General features: G+C 67.0%; 10 protein-coding genes. 8 read left to right on the forward strand and 2 right to left on the reverse strand.

What is annotated here, in order from left to right; translation table 11 throughout:
- Positions 1–55: 55 nt before the first annotated feature.
- Complete coding sequence (locus tag AC6A67_RS17325) at positions 56–265, forward strand: DUF2842 domain-containing protein (RefSeq protein ID WP_498037807.1); 210 nt, start codon at positions 56–58, stop codon at positions 263–265.
- 225 nt (positions 266–490) lie between these two features.
- Here AC6A67_RS17325 and AC6A67_RS17330 read toward each other — a convergent pair whose 3' ends face one another.
- Together AC6A67_RS17330 and AC6A67_RS17335 are read right to left on the reverse strand one after the other, a co-directional pair.
- On the reverse strand, positions 491–934 hold the full coding sequence (locus tag AC6A67_RS17330) for a Crp/Fnr family transcriptional regulator (RefSeq protein ID WP_498037808.1): 444 nt from the start codon (positions 932–934) through the stop codon (positions 491–493).
- Positions 935–1114: 180 nt separating this feature from the next.
- Complete coding sequence (locus AC6A67_RS17335; RefSeq protein ID WP_498037809.1) at positions 1115–3811, reverse strand: ABC transporter transmembrane domain-containing protein; 2697 nt, start codon at positions 3809–3811, stop codon at positions 1115–1117.
- A 433-nt stretch (positions 3812–4244) separates the two neighbouring features.
- Between AC6A67_RS17335 and AC6A67_RS17340 the strand changes: the two genes are divergently transcribed.
- The 7 genes from AC6A67_RS17340 to AC6A67_RS17370 all read left to right on the forward strand — a co-directional run bounded on the left by AC6A67_RS17340 (position 4245) and on the right by AC6A67_RS17370 (position 15695).
- Positions 4245–5519: a glycosyltransferase family protein gene (locus tag AC6A67_RS17340; RefSeq protein ID WP_498037810.1), complete on the forward strand. Its 1275-nt coding sequence runs from the start codon at positions 4245–4247 to the stop codon at positions 5517–5519.
- A gap of 279 nt (positions 5520–5798) precedes the next feature.
- Positions 5799–7163 carry a glycosyltransferase family 4 protein gene (locus tag AC6A67_RS17345; RefSeq protein ID WP_498037811.1) on the forward strand — a complete coding sequence of 455 codons (1365 nt, stop codon included), beginning with the start codon at positions 5799–5801 and terminating at the stop codon, positions 7161–7163.
- A 5-nt stretch (positions 7164–7168) separates the two neighbouring features.
- Complete coding sequence (locus AC6A67_RS17350) at positions 7169–8344, forward strand: glycosyltransferase (protein WP_498037812.1); 1176 nt, start codon at positions 7169–7171, stop codon at positions 8342–8344.
- 155 nt (positions 8345–8499) lie between these two features.
- Positions 8500–10494 carry a glycosyltransferase gene (locus AC6A67_RS17355; RefSeq protein ID WP_498037813.1) on the forward strand — a complete coding sequence of 665 codons (1995 nt, stop codon included), beginning with the start codon at positions 8500–8502 and terminating at the stop codon, positions 10492–10494.
- Between the two features lie 304 nt (positions 10495–10798).
- Complete coding sequence (locus AC6A67_RS17360) at positions 10799–12673, forward strand: ABC transporter ATP-binding protein (RefSeq protein WP_498037814.1); 1875 nt, start codon at positions 10799–10801, stop codon at positions 12671–12673.
- Positions 12670–14682: an ABC transporter substrate-binding protein gene (locus AC6A67_RS17365; protein ID WP_498037815.1), complete on the forward strand. Its 2013-nt coding sequence runs from the start codon at positions 12670–12672 to the stop codon at positions 14680–14682. The genes AC6A67_RS17360 and AC6A67_RS17365 overlap by 4 nt, the downstream gene beginning before the upstream one ends.
- Positions 14679–15695 carry an ABC transporter permease gene (locus tag AC6A67_RS17370; protein WP_498037816.1) on the forward strand — a complete coding sequence of 339 codons (1017 nt, stop codon included), beginning with the start codon at positions 14679–14681 and terminating at the stop codon, positions 15693–15695. The genes AC6A67_RS17365 and AC6A67_RS17370 overlap by 4 nt, the downstream gene beginning before the upstream one ends.
- The last annotated feature ends 10 nt before the right edge of the window (positions 15696–15705 follow it).

Genomic DNA, 15705 nt, shown 5'->3' on the forward strand with positions numbered 1-15705 from the left:
GACGTTACGTCTGACTGGCGCGCGCCCCTATCGCCGTGATCCGCCCGGAGACGTCATGACCCGCCGCACCCGCAAATTCATCGGTTCGTTCGGGATGATCGCGTTCGTCATCGTATATGCGCTGGCGGTGATGGTCATCGCCCAGGGCCGAATTCAGGAAGCCGGCAAAACCGCGCAGTTCTTCTTCTTCCTGATCGCCGGTCTGGCATGGGTGCTGCCGATCATGCCGCTGATCAAATGGATGGAACGCGCCGACGATCGCTGAGCCGCGGCTTACGCTTAACCGTCCTGGCGATCGCCGCGCCGCACCCTGAATGAGCCCGCGCCAGACCCTCTGGCTGCCCGAAAAAGGGGCTCACTGCTCAGGCGGATGCGGGCATGCCTCCGGGCATCTGCTGATACGAAAAGTGGCTCCCACTTTTCGGGCTGATGTGGGCCTCCTCTGGACATCAGCTGATCCGAAAAGTGCTTCCCACTTTTCGGGCTGATGTCATCCGGCCTTGCTCGCCAGGCGCGCGTTGGTGCGTTCGAGGCGGGCGGCGATCTCGCGCATCACGGCGATGGCCATTTGCGGGAACTGCGCCAGCAATTCGATGAACACCCGCTTGTCGATACGCAAGGCGATGACGTCGCCAACGGCGGCGATGGTGGCGCTGCGCGGCGTCTCGGCCAGCACCGCCATCTCACCGATCAGGTCATTGGCCCCGAATTCCGCCACCTTGAGCTGCCCATGCGGCGTCTCCAGCAGCACGTCCGCTGCGCCCTCAAGAATGACATAAGCGGCGTCGCCAACATCGCCCTGGGTGAAGAAGCGCTGTCCAGCGGAGAAGTTCACCCGCTCACTGGTGAACGCCAGCAGTTTCAGCCGGGCCGGATCAATGTCGCGGAACATCGGAACCTGCCGCAGCGACTGAACTTCATTCTCCAGCGTCATAGCGCATCTCCCCAGGCGGGCATGGCCGTGGCCACGCCCAACAATATCGCGCCGCCCGAAGGTGACGGCCAAGAAATCATACGGCCCGGGCCCAGCCAGCGCCGCCCGCACGCGAAAAGCCAGACCCAGACTGAACCTGAAAGCCGGCTGCATGTAAACGTCGCTGCGGCGCCGCCTGTTTCAGCGCGCCGCCGCCGCCGCCGCATCTTCTTGCGCGCCATAGTCGTGGCGCACCTGCGGCTTCAGCCCGTCGAAGGTCACCAGCATATCGAAAACCGCCGGATCCGCCTGCTCCTGGCTGTGCAAAACCGCAACAATCGACCGGCCCTGCATGCGCGCGGCGATCGCCCGGATCATCGACCGCGCCTGCTCATCGCCAAAGGCCGAGAACACGCCGTCCAGCACCAGCATGTCGGGATGCTTCATCAGCCCACGGGCGATATACACCGCTACCCGGTGCTGCGCCGACAGCAGCCGCCCGGCCGGGCCAATCTGGTAATCCAGCCCCACCCGCTCGACATCGAGCCGCAGGCCGAGCTCCTCCAGCATGCCCGTGGTGAGGTCAGCGATGCGCTGGGCGGCGTCAGCCACATTATGGCTCATGCGACCGAAGGCCAAATTGTTACGCAACGGCGCGTGGAGGGCAAAGCGCTCCGGATCGTAGAATTCGACAGCGCTCTCCCAGCCCAGCCGGACAATCGCCTCACGCAGATCACGTCGCGCCGCGACAATGGCGTTGCGCAGCGGCTCGTCCAGCAGGCCGAGACGATGGCGTGGCTCGATATAGTCCAGCGTCAGGGCCAGCATGCGGCGGCGCTCGTCGCGCGACAGCCCGGCGGCGCCGCGCGAGCGCCAGCGCGCCACCATGTCGTCAAAGTCATCCAGCTCGTCCGCGTCGACGAACGAAAACTGCTCAAACAGCGGATGTCCCGGCGGCAGGCCACGGAACATCTCACCCATGGCCGCAGCGATATGGGCGCCCATATCGGTGAGCCGCGCCAGCACCCCGGCGCCCGTCAGGGTCTTCAGCACCACTTTGTTGCTGGCCAGCGCCTCGCCGCGAAAATCGGCGTGCACCGGCACGCCAAACAGCAGGTTCTCGGCGATGGTGGCCTGATTATTATAAAGGTTGTAGTCGAATGGCTCGATCAGATGCGACAGGCCGAGCTCCGCCATGCGCTCGCGCATCACCTTGCGCGCCTCGACCACACGGCTGACCAGATCCGGATAACGCGCCACATCGACGAGGCCCCACAGGCCCAGTCGCAGCAATGAATCGCGCACGCCCATCACCTCGAGCACGTCGAGCAGTTCGGCGTCGAGTTCATCGGCGTCGCGGCAACCGGCCAGCGACAGATCGAGCCAGCCCTCGCCCGTCGGCTCCAGCGGATTGCCGGTGCGCATCGCCTCCATACGCCGCACGCCGGACAGATTGCCGGCGGATTTCTCGCGATGCCGCAAGCCATAGACGAGGTTCTCGCGCAGCGAACCGGCGAACAGCACCGGCTCTGGACCAGCGTAGGCGATGCGCCGCCCGGTCAGGGCCTCAGGCATGCGGGCGAAGTCGACGCCGCCGAAGCTCACCTGGCCGCGATACTCGGTAATTCTGCGCCCAAGCACCTTGGCCACCGCGCCAGGCGCGGCGCTGCCCTGGGCGACGAGGGCGATATTGAACGGCAGCGCCCGCTCAAACGACATGTGCTCGACCAGCGTCACGCCATGGCTGTCGGTGACATGCAAATCACTCAGCGCCAGCGGACTGGCCAGATGCTGCGGCTCGACGCCCGGCGGCAGCGGCGCGAACTGCTCTTCCGGCAGCAGTTTTTCTGGCGAGAATTGCTGCACCACCTGCTCATATTTGATCTGCACATCGAGGCGCTGCTGGTCCCAGTCGATCAGTTCCTTCAGCGGCGGCGGCAAATCGCGATAAGCGGCGATCACCGCCACCAGCTGGCCGATGTCCAGCGTGCCCTTCAGCGCGAAATAGCCGCCGACGGCATAGAAAAAGAACGGCGTAATCTGGGCCAAAAGATTGTTGAGGAATTTGACCATGAATTTCCACTTGTAGATGCGGAAACGCAGGTCAAAGAGCGTGTACAGCCGCTCGCCGACGTCGGCGCGCTCATAGGCGGTCGCGTCATTGTCGTGAATGGCCTCGAGATCATCGACAACCTCGCTGACCTTGCCGGCGAGGCGGCGGGACAGGATCTGCCGCTGCTTGCCAAGGCGCAATTGCACCCGGCGCATGCGCGGAATGATGGTGAACTGGATCGCCACGATGGCGCCGGCGATCAGGCCGAGCCAGACATTCTGCAGCATGATGAAGGTCATGGCGGTGATCGCCTGCGAGCCCAGCATCAGTGGCTGCGAGAAGGCGTCGCCGATGAAGCCGCCGATCGGCTCCACCTCGTCCTTGATCATGGTGGCGGTTTCAGACGACTTCACCGTCTTTTGCGTCTCGGGCGTAAAACGCAGGGTGATAGCGAACAGATCAAAGCGCAGGCGCCGCAACATGCGTTCGCCGAGCGCCCCCTTGGCGACATTGATCCAATATTTGAACGCGCCATTAATTAGCACGAAGAACAGGAACAGGCTCGACAGGCCAAACAACAGCCCGAGCTGCCCCACTTCAAAGCCATCGTGGATCGAAAATGTCCCGCCGCCCAGAAACTCCGGCAGGCTCACTGACAGATGCAGAAAATTGGTGGTCGGCAGGCCGGTCTTGAAGGCGCCGCCCTGGATCGCGTCATTAACGATGCGTTTGGGCAGGTCCAGGGACCAGTAATAGAATGGCAGTGACGCCAGCACGACAGCGAAAATAATCAGCTGCTCGCGCCTGGAGTGCTGCCAGACGTACCGGAACAGGCTTCGCTCCAACGTCTACCCTCCAGCATGTCGCGAGATGCCGGCCAAATTCGGCCGGGCGCACTCCAGAACCGCGTCGCCGCTTTGTTGGCGCCAGCGTAAGATGCAATCCCGCTGCAACTGATCCAATGGCGACGGGCCGCAGGCGTAAAACCCTGCACGCCGTCATGAAGAACGGAGACTCATGGCCGTCAGCAGTGTCGCAGACTGGCTTGCCGTGAGTAATCCCAAATCAATCAGTTGCAAAGGGGGTGCGCCTTCGCTCAGGCATGCTAGGTTGCCGCCGGGGGGCTGGACGGCGTCGCCAGACAGCACGACAACCCGGCAAGGGTCATGCCACGGGCGACAGCTCATGGCGGTCGCGCGTGGCGCGAGACCAGCGTCGGCCAGACGACAAGTGCGGCAAGGAACAGAACTGGCGCCGCGCCGCCACGATGAGGTCTCTATGACGCTGGACGAAGCGGGCGGGAGTGACAGCGCCGGGGGCGCGCTGACGACGCCTGGCGCACGCGTGCTGATGTACAGTCACGACACTTTCGGCCTCGGCCATTTGCGCCGTTCCCGCACCATCGCCAATGCGCTGGCGGCGCAGGCGCCTGGGGTGTCGGTCATCATCGTTTCTGGCTCGCCAGTCATCGGTAATTTCGAGTTTCGACCGGGCGTCGATTATGTTCGTGTGCCCGGGGTCGTGAAGATGGCCAACGGCGGCTATCGCACGCTCAACCTCAACATGGGCATCGATGAAACCGCGCAGCTGCGGGCGCAGATTATCCGGCAGACGACCGAGAGCTTCCGGCCAGACCTGGTGATCGTCGACAAGGAGCCGACCGGCTTTCGTGGCGAGGTGGTGCCCGCACTGCAACTGGCGCGCGCGCGCGGCGCCCGCATCGTGCTCGGCGTCCGTGACGTCATGGATGATCCGGAGCTGCTGGCGCCGGAATGGGAGCGCAAGGGCGCGCTGCAGGCGCTGGAGACGCTTTACGACGACATCTGGGTCTATGGCCTGCGCGAGATTTACGAACCGCTGGCCGCCTTCAACCTGTCGGCGCGGATGAACCAGCGCACGTTGTACACGGGCTATCTGCGCCGCAGCCTGCCGCAGGCGCCGGCGCTGACCCGCTATCCGCGCATCACCCAGGGCCCATTTATCCTCGTCACCAGCGGCGGCGGCGCTGATGGCGACGACATGGTCGACTGGGTGATCAGCGCCTATGAGGCCGATCCAACCCTCGACACGCCTGCGTTGATCGTATTCGGACCGTTCGTTTCGCCCGATCGCCGCAACGGCTTCATGGAGCGGATCAACCGCCACCCCCGCCTCGCCGGCCTGTCCTTCGACAGCAAGCTGGAGGCGCTGATGAACCGCGCCAGCGCCGTGGTCGCCATGGGCGGCTACAATACCTTCTGCGAATTGCTGTCGTTCAATCGTCCGGCGCTGATCGTGCCACGCACCCGGCCCCGGCGTGAGCAATATATCCGCGCCGTGGCAGCCGAGCGGCTGGGGCTCGCCAGCTATATCGTTGAGGAAAACGGCGTGCGCGACCCGGTCCGCATGGCGGCGGCGCTGCACCGCCTGATGCAACAAAAGCCGCCGGCGGAGGCGGCCCGCTTCGACAGCGATCTGCTTGGCGGCGCCGACGTCATTCGCGCCGACTTCCAGCGCTGGCTGACAGAACGCGAGCAACCGGCTTCGGACAAGCGCCTCGCGGAGGTGATCTGACGCAGAATGCCCATGGCGCGTAGCCAGCGCGCCTGATGCGCTATAGCGCCTCGCCATACGCCATCCGCGACTGGCCCACTGTGTTCGCCCGAAAGATGCACTGGCGGGCGCGCGCCTACCGTGATCAGGCGATCTGGCGCGCCACGCCTCGTGTGATGTGACGATTGATCTGGCGCGGCTTCCGACGCAGAAGGGGACCAGCGCCGGGCGCGGTCTCGCCCGTCGTGCAGCATGTTCCCCGTCGACTGGCCACGCCCGCGACAGACGCAAGGTCCCTTGATGCCCCAACCGCCCGTTGCGGCCGCACCAGCCTCCTCCGCCGCTGCAGCCTCTTTCGCCGCCGATGGCGCCGCTGCAGCCCCTTCGCCGGAGCGGGAAATCGCCATTGTGGTCAAGGGCTATCCGCGCCTGTCCGAGACCTTCATCGCCCAGGAGATCCTGGCGCTGGAGCGGCGCGGCCTGCGGCTGAGGATCTGGTCGCTGCGCGAGCCCACCGACGGCGCCGTGCACCCCATGCACCGACAGATCAAGGCGCCGGTGCACTATCTGCCGGAGTATTTGCATGAGGCGCCGCTGCGGGTGCTGAAGGGGCTCGGCTGGGCGCTGACCCAGCCAGGCCTTGGCCGCGCCATGGCGGCGTTTTTCCGCGACCTCAGGCGTGACTTCACCCGCAACCGGGTCCGCCGCCTCGGTCAGGCCATGGTGTTTGGCCGCGAGTTGCCGCCGGAAACCGGCCATGTGCATGTGCATTATCTGCACACGCCCGCCTCTGTGGTGCGCTACGCAGCGTTACTGCGCGGCGGCGGCCGGACGTTGCTTCCCGGCGCGACGTGGAGTTTCTCGGCCCACGCCAAGGACATCTGGACGACCTCCGACTGGGAGAAGCGCGAGAAGATCGCCGAATGCCTGTTCGGCGTCACCTGCACCAGCCAGAATCTGGCGGCGCTGCAGGCGCTGGCCCCGGAGCCGTCGCGGGTGGCGCTGGCCTATCATGGCCTCGACCTGTCGCGCCTGCCCGCCCCGCCTGCCGCCCGCGCCGCCAGCGACGGCAGCGAGGCGGCGGCGCCGGTGCGCATCGTCACGGTCGGCCGGGCTGTGGCCAAGAAGGGCTTCACCGACCTGCTGCAGGCGCTGGCCCTGTTGCCCGGCGACCTCAACTGGCAATTCGTCCATGTCGGCGGCGGCGAATTGCTCAACCGGCTGCGCGCCGAGACAGAGCAGCTCGGCCTCTCCAGCCGCGTCGTGTTTATGGGGGCGCTGGCGCAGCCCGATGTGATGGCGCTGCTCGGCGCCGCCGATGTTTTCGTGCTGCCCTCGCGCCCGACCCGCTCCGGCGATCAGGACGGGTTGCCCAATGTGATCATGGAGGCGGCGAGCCAGAAACTGGCGATCATCGCCAGCAATTTCGCCGGCATCCCCGAATTCATCCGTGATGATGTGGAGGGGGTGCTGACGCCCGCCGCCGATCCGGTCAGTCTCGCCAATGCGCTCAATCTGATGATCCGCGAGCCGCAGCGCCGCCAGCGGCTCGGCGACGCCGCCTGGCTGCGGCTGCGCAATGATTTCTCCATGGAAGGCGGCGTCGACCTGATCGAGGCGCGGCTGCGGGCGGCGCTGGCGATCAACGCCCCAGGCGCGGGCTAGCCGCCATGGCCGGGGCCGCGCCCGTTCCGCTGGCGTTTTATGCGCCGATGAAGCCGCCGGATCATCTGCAGCCATCTGGCGATCGCACCATGGCGCGGGCGCTGCTGGCGGCGCTCAGCGAGGCCGGTTTCGCTCCCCAGATCGCGGCGCGGCTGCGCAGCCATGACAGGAGCGGCGACGCCGCCGTTCAGGCGGAGATCCGCCGCGCCGCCGAGGCGGAGGCCGACCAGCTGATCGCCGCCTGGCGAGCCGCCCCGCCGTCCGAACGGCCCGCCCTGTGGTTCACCTATCACCTTTATGACCGGGCGCCGGACTGGATCGGCCCGCGCGTCGCTGAGGCGCTGGCGATACCTTATGCGGCGGCGGAGGCCTCGCTGGCGCCGAGCCGCGCCATGGGCCCGTGGCGTGAGGGCCACGCTGGCGTCGTCGCCGCCCTGCGCGCCGCTGCGGCGATCTTCGTGCTCAACGCCAATGACCGGCCCTGTCTCGTCACCGCCCCGGAGCTGCGCGACATCGACATGGCCGGCAAATGCATCGACCTGCCGCCATTTCTCACCCGACTTCCGGCCCCGGGCCTGCGGCAGCGCCAGACAGCTCATGACGGCGCCACGACGCAGCTGCTGGTGGTGGCCATGCTGCGCCATGGCGACAAATTGCGCTCACTCCAGCTGCTGGCTGAGGCGCTGACGGCCCTGGGCGGCGCCGACTGGCGGCTGACCATTGTCGGCGACGGCCCGGCCCGCGCCGAGGTCGCCGCCCTGTTCGCTCCCTTCGGGGACCAGGTGAGCATGGCTGGGGCCATACTCGATCCGCAGGCGCTCGATGCGGTGTACGCCAGCCATGATCTGCTGGTCTGGCCCGCCTGCAATGAGGCTTTCGGCATGGCGCTGCTCGAGGCCCAGGCCAATGGCTGCCCGGTGCTGGCCGGCGACGTCGGCGGCGTCAGCGGCGTGGTGCGCGATGGCGTCAGCGGCTGGCTGGTGGCGGAGGCGCCCGCAGATGACTTCAGCGTGCGCTTCGCCGGGGCGCTGGCGAAGCTGCTGCGGTCAGGGGCGAGCCCGCATGCCGTCCTCACGGAGGCCAGCGCGGCGGGACCCCGGACAATCGCCGCCCGCCATAGCCTTGCCCACGCCGCCGCGATTCTACGCGGGGCGCTCGCGCCGCTGGTCAGCGCGCGTTAGGGCTTGCTCCGATCATTCCAGATCGTTTCATGCGCCTGATGTCCATGCAGGGAGCGCATTAGCGTCGATCGAACGATTCCGTTTGATCGCAAAGCGCTCTAAACCGCCTTGTGCCTGCCGGCTGAGCCGGTCGTTGCCGCCCTTCGGAGCCGCTGATGCCCCAACGCCTGCGCTTGATGATTGTCGTCACCCATCTGCTCGGCGTCGGCCATCTGGCCCGGGCGACGGCGCTAGGTCGGGCCATGGCGGCGCGTGGCCACCAGGTGACGCTGCTATCTGGCGGCCAGCCGGTCCCGCTGCTGGCGGCGGCCTGTCAGGCGGGCGGCGTCACGCTGGTGCAATTGCCGCCCGTTCATGTGCGGGGCACGGCGTTTTCCGACCTGCGTCAGCACGACGGCGCGCCGCTCAGCCCCGCCATCGCCCAGGCCCGGCGTGCGCAGGCCATCGACGCCCTGTGCGCCATGCAGCCCGACGCGCTGATCACCGAGCTTTATCCCTTCGGCCGCCGGGCGCTGGCTGATGAATTCGGCGCGATCCTCGCCGCCGCGAGGCGCCTGCCTGAGCGGCCGCTGATCCTCGCCTCGGTGCGCGACATCCTCGCCCGACCGTCGAAGCCGGCGAAGATCGACGCCACCCATGACATCCTGCGCCAACACTATGACGTCGTGCTGGCCCATGGCGATCCGCTGGCGGCGCCGCTGGAGGCGTCGTGGCCGCTGGCTGAGGATTTGCACGGCATGCTGCACTACACCGGCTATGTCGATGAGGCGGCGGCGACGCCCGTCGCGCCTGCAGCGGGTCTGGCTGGCGTTCTGGTCTCTGGCGGCGGCTCGGCGGCCAGCCTGCCCCTGCTTGCGTGTTCGCTGGCGGCGGCGGCGCTTGATCCGGAACGGCCATGGCGGCTGCTGGTAGGCCATTCCGTGCCGGAGGCGCAGTTCAAGGCGCTGGCGCGACAGGCGCCCGCCAACGCCACAATCGAGCGGGCGCGTCCGGATTTTCGCGCCCTGCTCAGCGCCTGCGCCGTCTCGGTGAGCCAGTTCGGCTACAACACCGCCCTCGACCTGCTGGCCACGGGCGCGCCAGCGGTGGTGGTTCCCTTCGCGGCGGGCGGCGAGACCGAGCAAAGCGAGCGCGCCGCCCTGTTTGCAGCGCGCGGCCTTGTGGAGGCGCTGCCCGAGCCGCAGCTGACGCCCGCGGCCTTGCTTGCGGCAGTCAATCGGGCGGCGACGCGGCCCCACGGCGCCCTGACGCCAGGCTCCGCCATCGCCGTCGATGGGGCCCGGCGCACCGCGGAGATCGTCGAGCAACTGGTCGCCGCCCGCCGCGCCGACAGCGCCCCCAGAGCCGATTCAGCTGTGCCCGCCCCAGCGCGCCACAACGCCTGGCGCGCCAGCCTGGACGCGGCGGCTGAGGCGCTCGACCGGGCGGCTGACCATGGCCAGGCCATCGCCTTCTGGTGGCGCGATGATGATGTGGTCGCCCCAACGCCGCAACTCGAACGGCTGCTGGCCATGGCGCGGGCGCATGGCGCGCCGCTGGCCCTAGCGGCGATCCCGGCTGCGGCGACGGTTGAACTGGCACGCCGCCTTGATGATGAGCCGCAGGCGACGCTGCTGCCCCATGGGCTCAGCCACGCCAATCTTGCGCCCACCGGCGCCAAGAGCGGCGAGTTGAGCCATGGCGCGCCTGAGGCTATCGCCGCCCGCGCCGCCGAAGGCCTGGCGCTGTTGCGGCGCCTCGCGCCCACGCGGTTACAGGCGGTGCTGACGCCGCCGTGGAACCGCATCCACCAAGAGGCGCTGGCCCTGCTGCCCGCCCATGGCTTTGTCGGCGTCTCAACCTTCAAGGAGCGCGCGGTGGTGGAGGCCGCGCCAGGCCTTATCCAGCTCAACACCCATATCGACCCGGTCAACTGGCGCGGCGACCGCAGCCTCGTCAGCCCCGCGGCGCTGGCCGCACAGCTGGTCGACGCCATCGCGCGCCGCAACAGCGACGCGGCCCAGGCGCAACTCGGCCCCATTGGCCTGCTCAGCCATCATCTGGTGCACGACGCCGCCATTGACGGCTGGCTTGAGACCCTCCTCGACCTCATCGCCAGCCACCCTGGCGCACGCCTTGTCGATGTCCGCGCGGCGCTGGGGCGCGGTTAAGGGCGCAGATGAAAACGCAGATGAAGCCGCAAGACTGCTGACAACCCGGGCCACGGCCCGGATTTGCCCTGGGCGCGCTCTGGCGTTGCGCGCGCAATCTGGTTTAATGATTTGAGCGCAGATCAACGCTAGCTGGCGGGGATTTGCTGGAGTGGGCGGCGCAGCGGGGGCTGAACCAGCCAATACCGGTGAGGAAACGACGTCTGGGCGACGCACTGCGTTGCGTCAGGCGCCGGCGCGCGACAACAAGAATGACGGGGCGCGACCTGCCCGCACGGGTCCCCGCGCCGACGGGAGCCGCAGTTTGAGCGACACGCCGCTTTTCAGCATCCGCGACCTTGCGGTCTCCTTTGACAGCGCGGGGGTGGTGACCCAGGCCCTGCACGGCGTCTCTTTTGACATTCCGCGCGGCCGCACCGTTGCGCTTGTCGGCGAATCCGGCTCCGGCAAATCGGTCACCGCCCAGGCGATGATGGGCATTCTGCCGAAGAACGCCGCCATCACCGGCGGCGCCATCCTGTTCCGCCCCACGCCGGACGCCGCGCCCGTCGATCTGGCCCGGCTCGACCCCACCGGCCCCGCCATGCGCAACCTGCGCGGCGACCAGATGGCGATGATCTTCCAGGAGCCGATGAGCTCGCTGTCGCCGCTGCACACGGTCGGCGACCAGGTCACGGAAGCTTATTTGCTGTACAACAAGGCGAGCAAGGCCGAGGCCCGCAAGCAGGCGGAGGCGGTGTTCGCCCGCGTCGGCCTTCCGGATCCGGCGCGGATTTTTGACACTTACCCATTCGAATTGTCCGGCGGCATGCGCCAGCGCGCCATGATCGCCATGGCGCTGATCTGCAAGCCGGCGCTGCTGATCGCCGACGAGCCGACCACCGCCCTCGACGTCACCACCCAGGCGCAGATTCTCGAGCTGATCAATGAACTGCAGGCCGAGACCGGCATGGCGGTGCTGCTGATCACCCATGATCTCGGCGTCGTCGCCAATGTCGCTGATGATGTGGTGGTGATGTATCGCGGCCGCATCGTTGAATCCGGCGACCGCGAGGCGATCTTCCGCGACCCGCGCCACCCCTATCTGCGCGCTTTGATGAAGGCGGTGCCGCGCTTCGACATGGATCCATCAGAACGGCTGACGCCGCTCCGCGAGGTGTCCAGCGCCCGCACCATCGCTGAGGCGAGCGCCATCGCCCGGCCGCCGCGCCCGCAAGGGCCGGTGCTGGAGGTACGCGATCTGGCCAAGAGCTTCACGCTGCGCTCCGGCTGGTTCTCCGGCAAGACGCGCACGGTGCAGGCGGTGTCTGACGTCAGCCTGACGTTGATGCCGGGCCAGACCCTTGGCCTCGTCGGTGAATCCGGCTGCGGCAAGACAACGGTGTCGAAGATGATCATGCGGGCGCTGCCGCCCGACAGCGGCTCCATCCGCTACGACGACGGCTCTGGCCTGCGCGACATTTCCGGCCTCAGCGGTGATGATCTGATGCGCTATCGCCGCGCCGTGCAGTTCATCTTCCAGGACCCCTATTCCTCGCTCAATCCGCGTATGACCGTGTATCAGCTGCTGACCGAGCCGATGCGCATCCATGGCGTCGGCAATGAGCAGCAGCGCTTCGACAAGGCGCGCACGCTGCTGGAGCTGGTCGGCCTCGACGCCCAGCATCTGCGGCGCTACCCGCACTCTTTCTCCGGCGGCCAGCGCCAGCGCCTCGGCATCGCCCGCGCCCTGACGCTGTCGCCCAGCGTGCTGCTGTGCGACGAGCCGGTCTCAGCTCTCGACGTCTCGGTGCAGGCCCAGGTGCTCAATCTGCTGAAGGACCTGCAGGCGGCCATGGGCCTGTCCTATATCTTCGTCTCGCACAATCTGGCGGTGGTGGATTACATCGCCGATGTGATCGCCGTGATGTGTCGCGGCCATATTGTCGAACAGGCGCCGCGCGCCGCGCTGTTTCGCAATCCGGCCCACCCTTACACCCAGGCGCTGCTCGCCGCCGTGCCCGATCCCGACCTCGACCATCCGCTGGATTTCGACAAATTGCGTTCTGGCCGCTTTTCCGAGCCCAATCTGTGGCCGGAGCCGTTCCGCCTCGCAGAAGGCGTGACCGGCGCCATGCATGAGATCGCTCCGCAACATTATGTGCGTTATGGCGACGCCGACCGGAGGGCGGCGGCATGAGTGAGGCAGACCCCATGCGCCACGCACAGTCTGGCGCCCGCCCGCTGAGCCGCCGCGCCTTCCTGCAGGCGAGCGCCGCGATCGCCGCCCTGCCGATGGCGGCGGGTCTGGCAGACGCCCAGTCTGCCCTGGCCCAGTCCGCTGGCGCTGCACAGGCGCCGGCCAGCGACAGTCCGCTGCTGCAAGACCGCGTCGCCGCCGGCAAATTGCCGCCGCTGCAACAGCGCCTGCCACTCGAACCGCTGGTGGTCGACCTGCCGGCCAATGGCCGCCGCAATGGCCTGCAGGGCGGCGACATGGCGACGCTGATCGCCCGCGCCCGCGACATCCGTTATCTGTCGGCCAACGCCTATACCCGACTGATCGGCTACAATGAAAAGCTGGAGCTGAAGCCGGACATCCTCGCCGGGCTCGATGTCGAGGATGGCCGCATCTTCACCCTGCGGCTGCGGCGCGGCCATAAATGGTCAGACGGCCACCCGTTCACGGCGGAAGACTTCCGCTATTACTGGGACGACATCATCAACAATGAAGCGCTGTCCCCTATGGGGCCGCCGCTGTTCCTGCTGGCCGAGGGCGAAAAGCCGACCTTCGAGGTGCTGGACGAACACACCGTGCGCTACAGCTGGCGCCGGCCCAATCCGGTGTTCCTGCCGGCGCTGGCCGCCCCGCAGGACCCCTATATCTACCGCCCGGCGCATTATTTGCGGAACTTCCACAAGAAGTACGCTGATCAGGCGAAGCTTGAGGAGCGGGTCAGGAAGGCCAAGGTCAAGTCGTGGGCGCCATTGCATAACCGCGTCGACGCCATGCTGGAGAACGCCAGCCCCGAGCTGCCGACGCTGTATCCGTGGCGGCCGGTGGAGGCCGGGGCGACGCGCATGGTGTTTGAGCGCAACCCGTATTTCCACCGCATCGACAATAAGGGCGTGCAATTGCCTTATGTCGACCGGGTGATCGCCGACATCGCCTCCGCCAGCCTGTTCGCCGCCAAGACCAACGCCGGCGAGGTCGACCTGCTGGCCCGCGGCCTCGTCATGGGCGACATCCCGGTGCTGAAGCAGGGCGAGAAGAAGCATGGCTATCGCGCCCTGCTGTGGCGCATGGCGCGCGGCTCGGAGCTGGCGCTCTATCCCAATCTCACCTGCTCGGACCCGGTGTGGCGCACGCTCAATCGCGACGTGCGCTGGCGCCGCGCCTTGTCGCTGGCCATCGACCGTCACACCATCAACAACGCGCTGCTGTTTGGCCTCGGCAAGGAGGGCAACAACACGGTGATGGAGGGCTCGGCGCTGTTCCGGCCGGAGTATCGCTCGAAATGGGCGCAATGGGACCCGGAACAGGCGGCGCGCCTGCTCGATGACATTGGCCTCAAAGCCGACCGCAGCGGCCTGCGGCAATTGTCAGATGGTCGCCCGCTGGAAGTGGTGGTCGAGGTCGATAGCGACACCGGCATGGCGGTGGATACGCTGGAGCTGATCACCGAGTTCTGGCGCGAGGTCGGCATCAAGCTGTTCATCAAGCCGCAGGATCGCACCATTTTGCGCAACCGCGCCTATGAGGGCCGCACGGTGATGGTGGCTTCGGCCGGGCTCGACAACGCCATTCCGACGCCGTCGATGATCCCGGCGGAGCTGGCCCCGGTGCGTCAGGACAATTTCGCCTGGCCGAAATGGGGGCAGCATCTGGAGACCAAGGGGGCGGCCGGCGAAGCCTGCGATGACCCGGTGGTGCAGAAGCTGCTGGCCGCCATCGTCGCCTGGACCAACACCACCGACGAGACGCTGCAGGCCCGCGCCTGGCATGAGATGCTGCAACTCCACGCCGACAATCAGTGGACCATCGGCACCGTCGCCGGGGCGCTGCAGCCCGTGGCCATCCGCGACGGCCTGATCAATTTCCCCAAGACCGCCCTGTACAGCTGGGCGCCGACGGCCCTGCTCGGAATCTATCGCATGGACGAACTGTTCTGGGATCGCGCCGACCGGCGTGGCGGAGACGCCGCATGATCGGCTTTTTGCTGCGTCGCACCGCGACCATGGCCGTCACGCTGCTGCTGATCAGCGCGCTGGTGTTCATCATCATCAAGCTGCCGCCTGGCGACTTCCTCACCAATCAGATCGCCGAGCTGCGCTCGCAGGGCGGCGAGGCCGCCGCCGCCAAGGCCGCGTTCCTGATCAAGCAATATGGCCTCGACCGGCCGGTGTGGGAGCAATATCTGGTCTGGCTCGGCGTCTGGCCTGGCCCGGCCGGCTTCTCGGGCCTGCTGCAGGGCAATTGGGGCTGGTCGTTTGAATATGACCGGCCGGTGAACGAGGTGGTGGGCGACAGCCTGTGGCTGACGCTGGTGATCAACATCGCCGTGGTGCTGTTCGTGCATGTGGTGTCAATCCCGATCGCCATCTATTCGGCGGTGCGCCAGTATTCCTGGGGCGATTACCTCGCCACCTTCATTGGCTATCTTGGCCTCGCCGTGCCCAATTTCCTGCTGGCGCTGGTGCTGCTGTATTACATGAACCACTGGTTCGGCATTTCGATCGGCGGCCTGTTCGATCCGCAATACGCCAACGCGCCCTGGTCGTGGGACAAGGTCAAATCGCTGCTGCAGCACATGATCGTGCCGACATTGGTCATTGGCCTCTCCGGCACCGCCGCCATGATCCGCCGCATGCGCGCCAATCTGCTCGATGAACTGGGCAAGCAATATTACACCACCGCCAAGGCCAAGGGCGTGCCTCCGACGCGGGCGCTGCTGAAATACCCCTTCCGCATGGCGCTGAACCCGTTTGTCGCCGACATCGGCAATATCCTGCCCGGGCTGGTCTCTGGCTCGATCCTGGTGTCGCTGGTGATGAGCCTGCCGACGGTGGGGCCGATCCTGCTCGGCGCCCTGCGCAGCCAGGACCAGTTCCTCGCCGCTTTCATCCTGATGTTCGTCGCGGTGCTCACCGTGGTCGGCATGCTGGTTTCGGATCTGTTGCTGGCCTGGCTCGATCCGCGCATTCGCATGGGCGCGAGGTGAACCGATGACC

The sequence above is a fragment of the Camelimonas sp. FR25 genome (genome assembly GCF_059740505.1).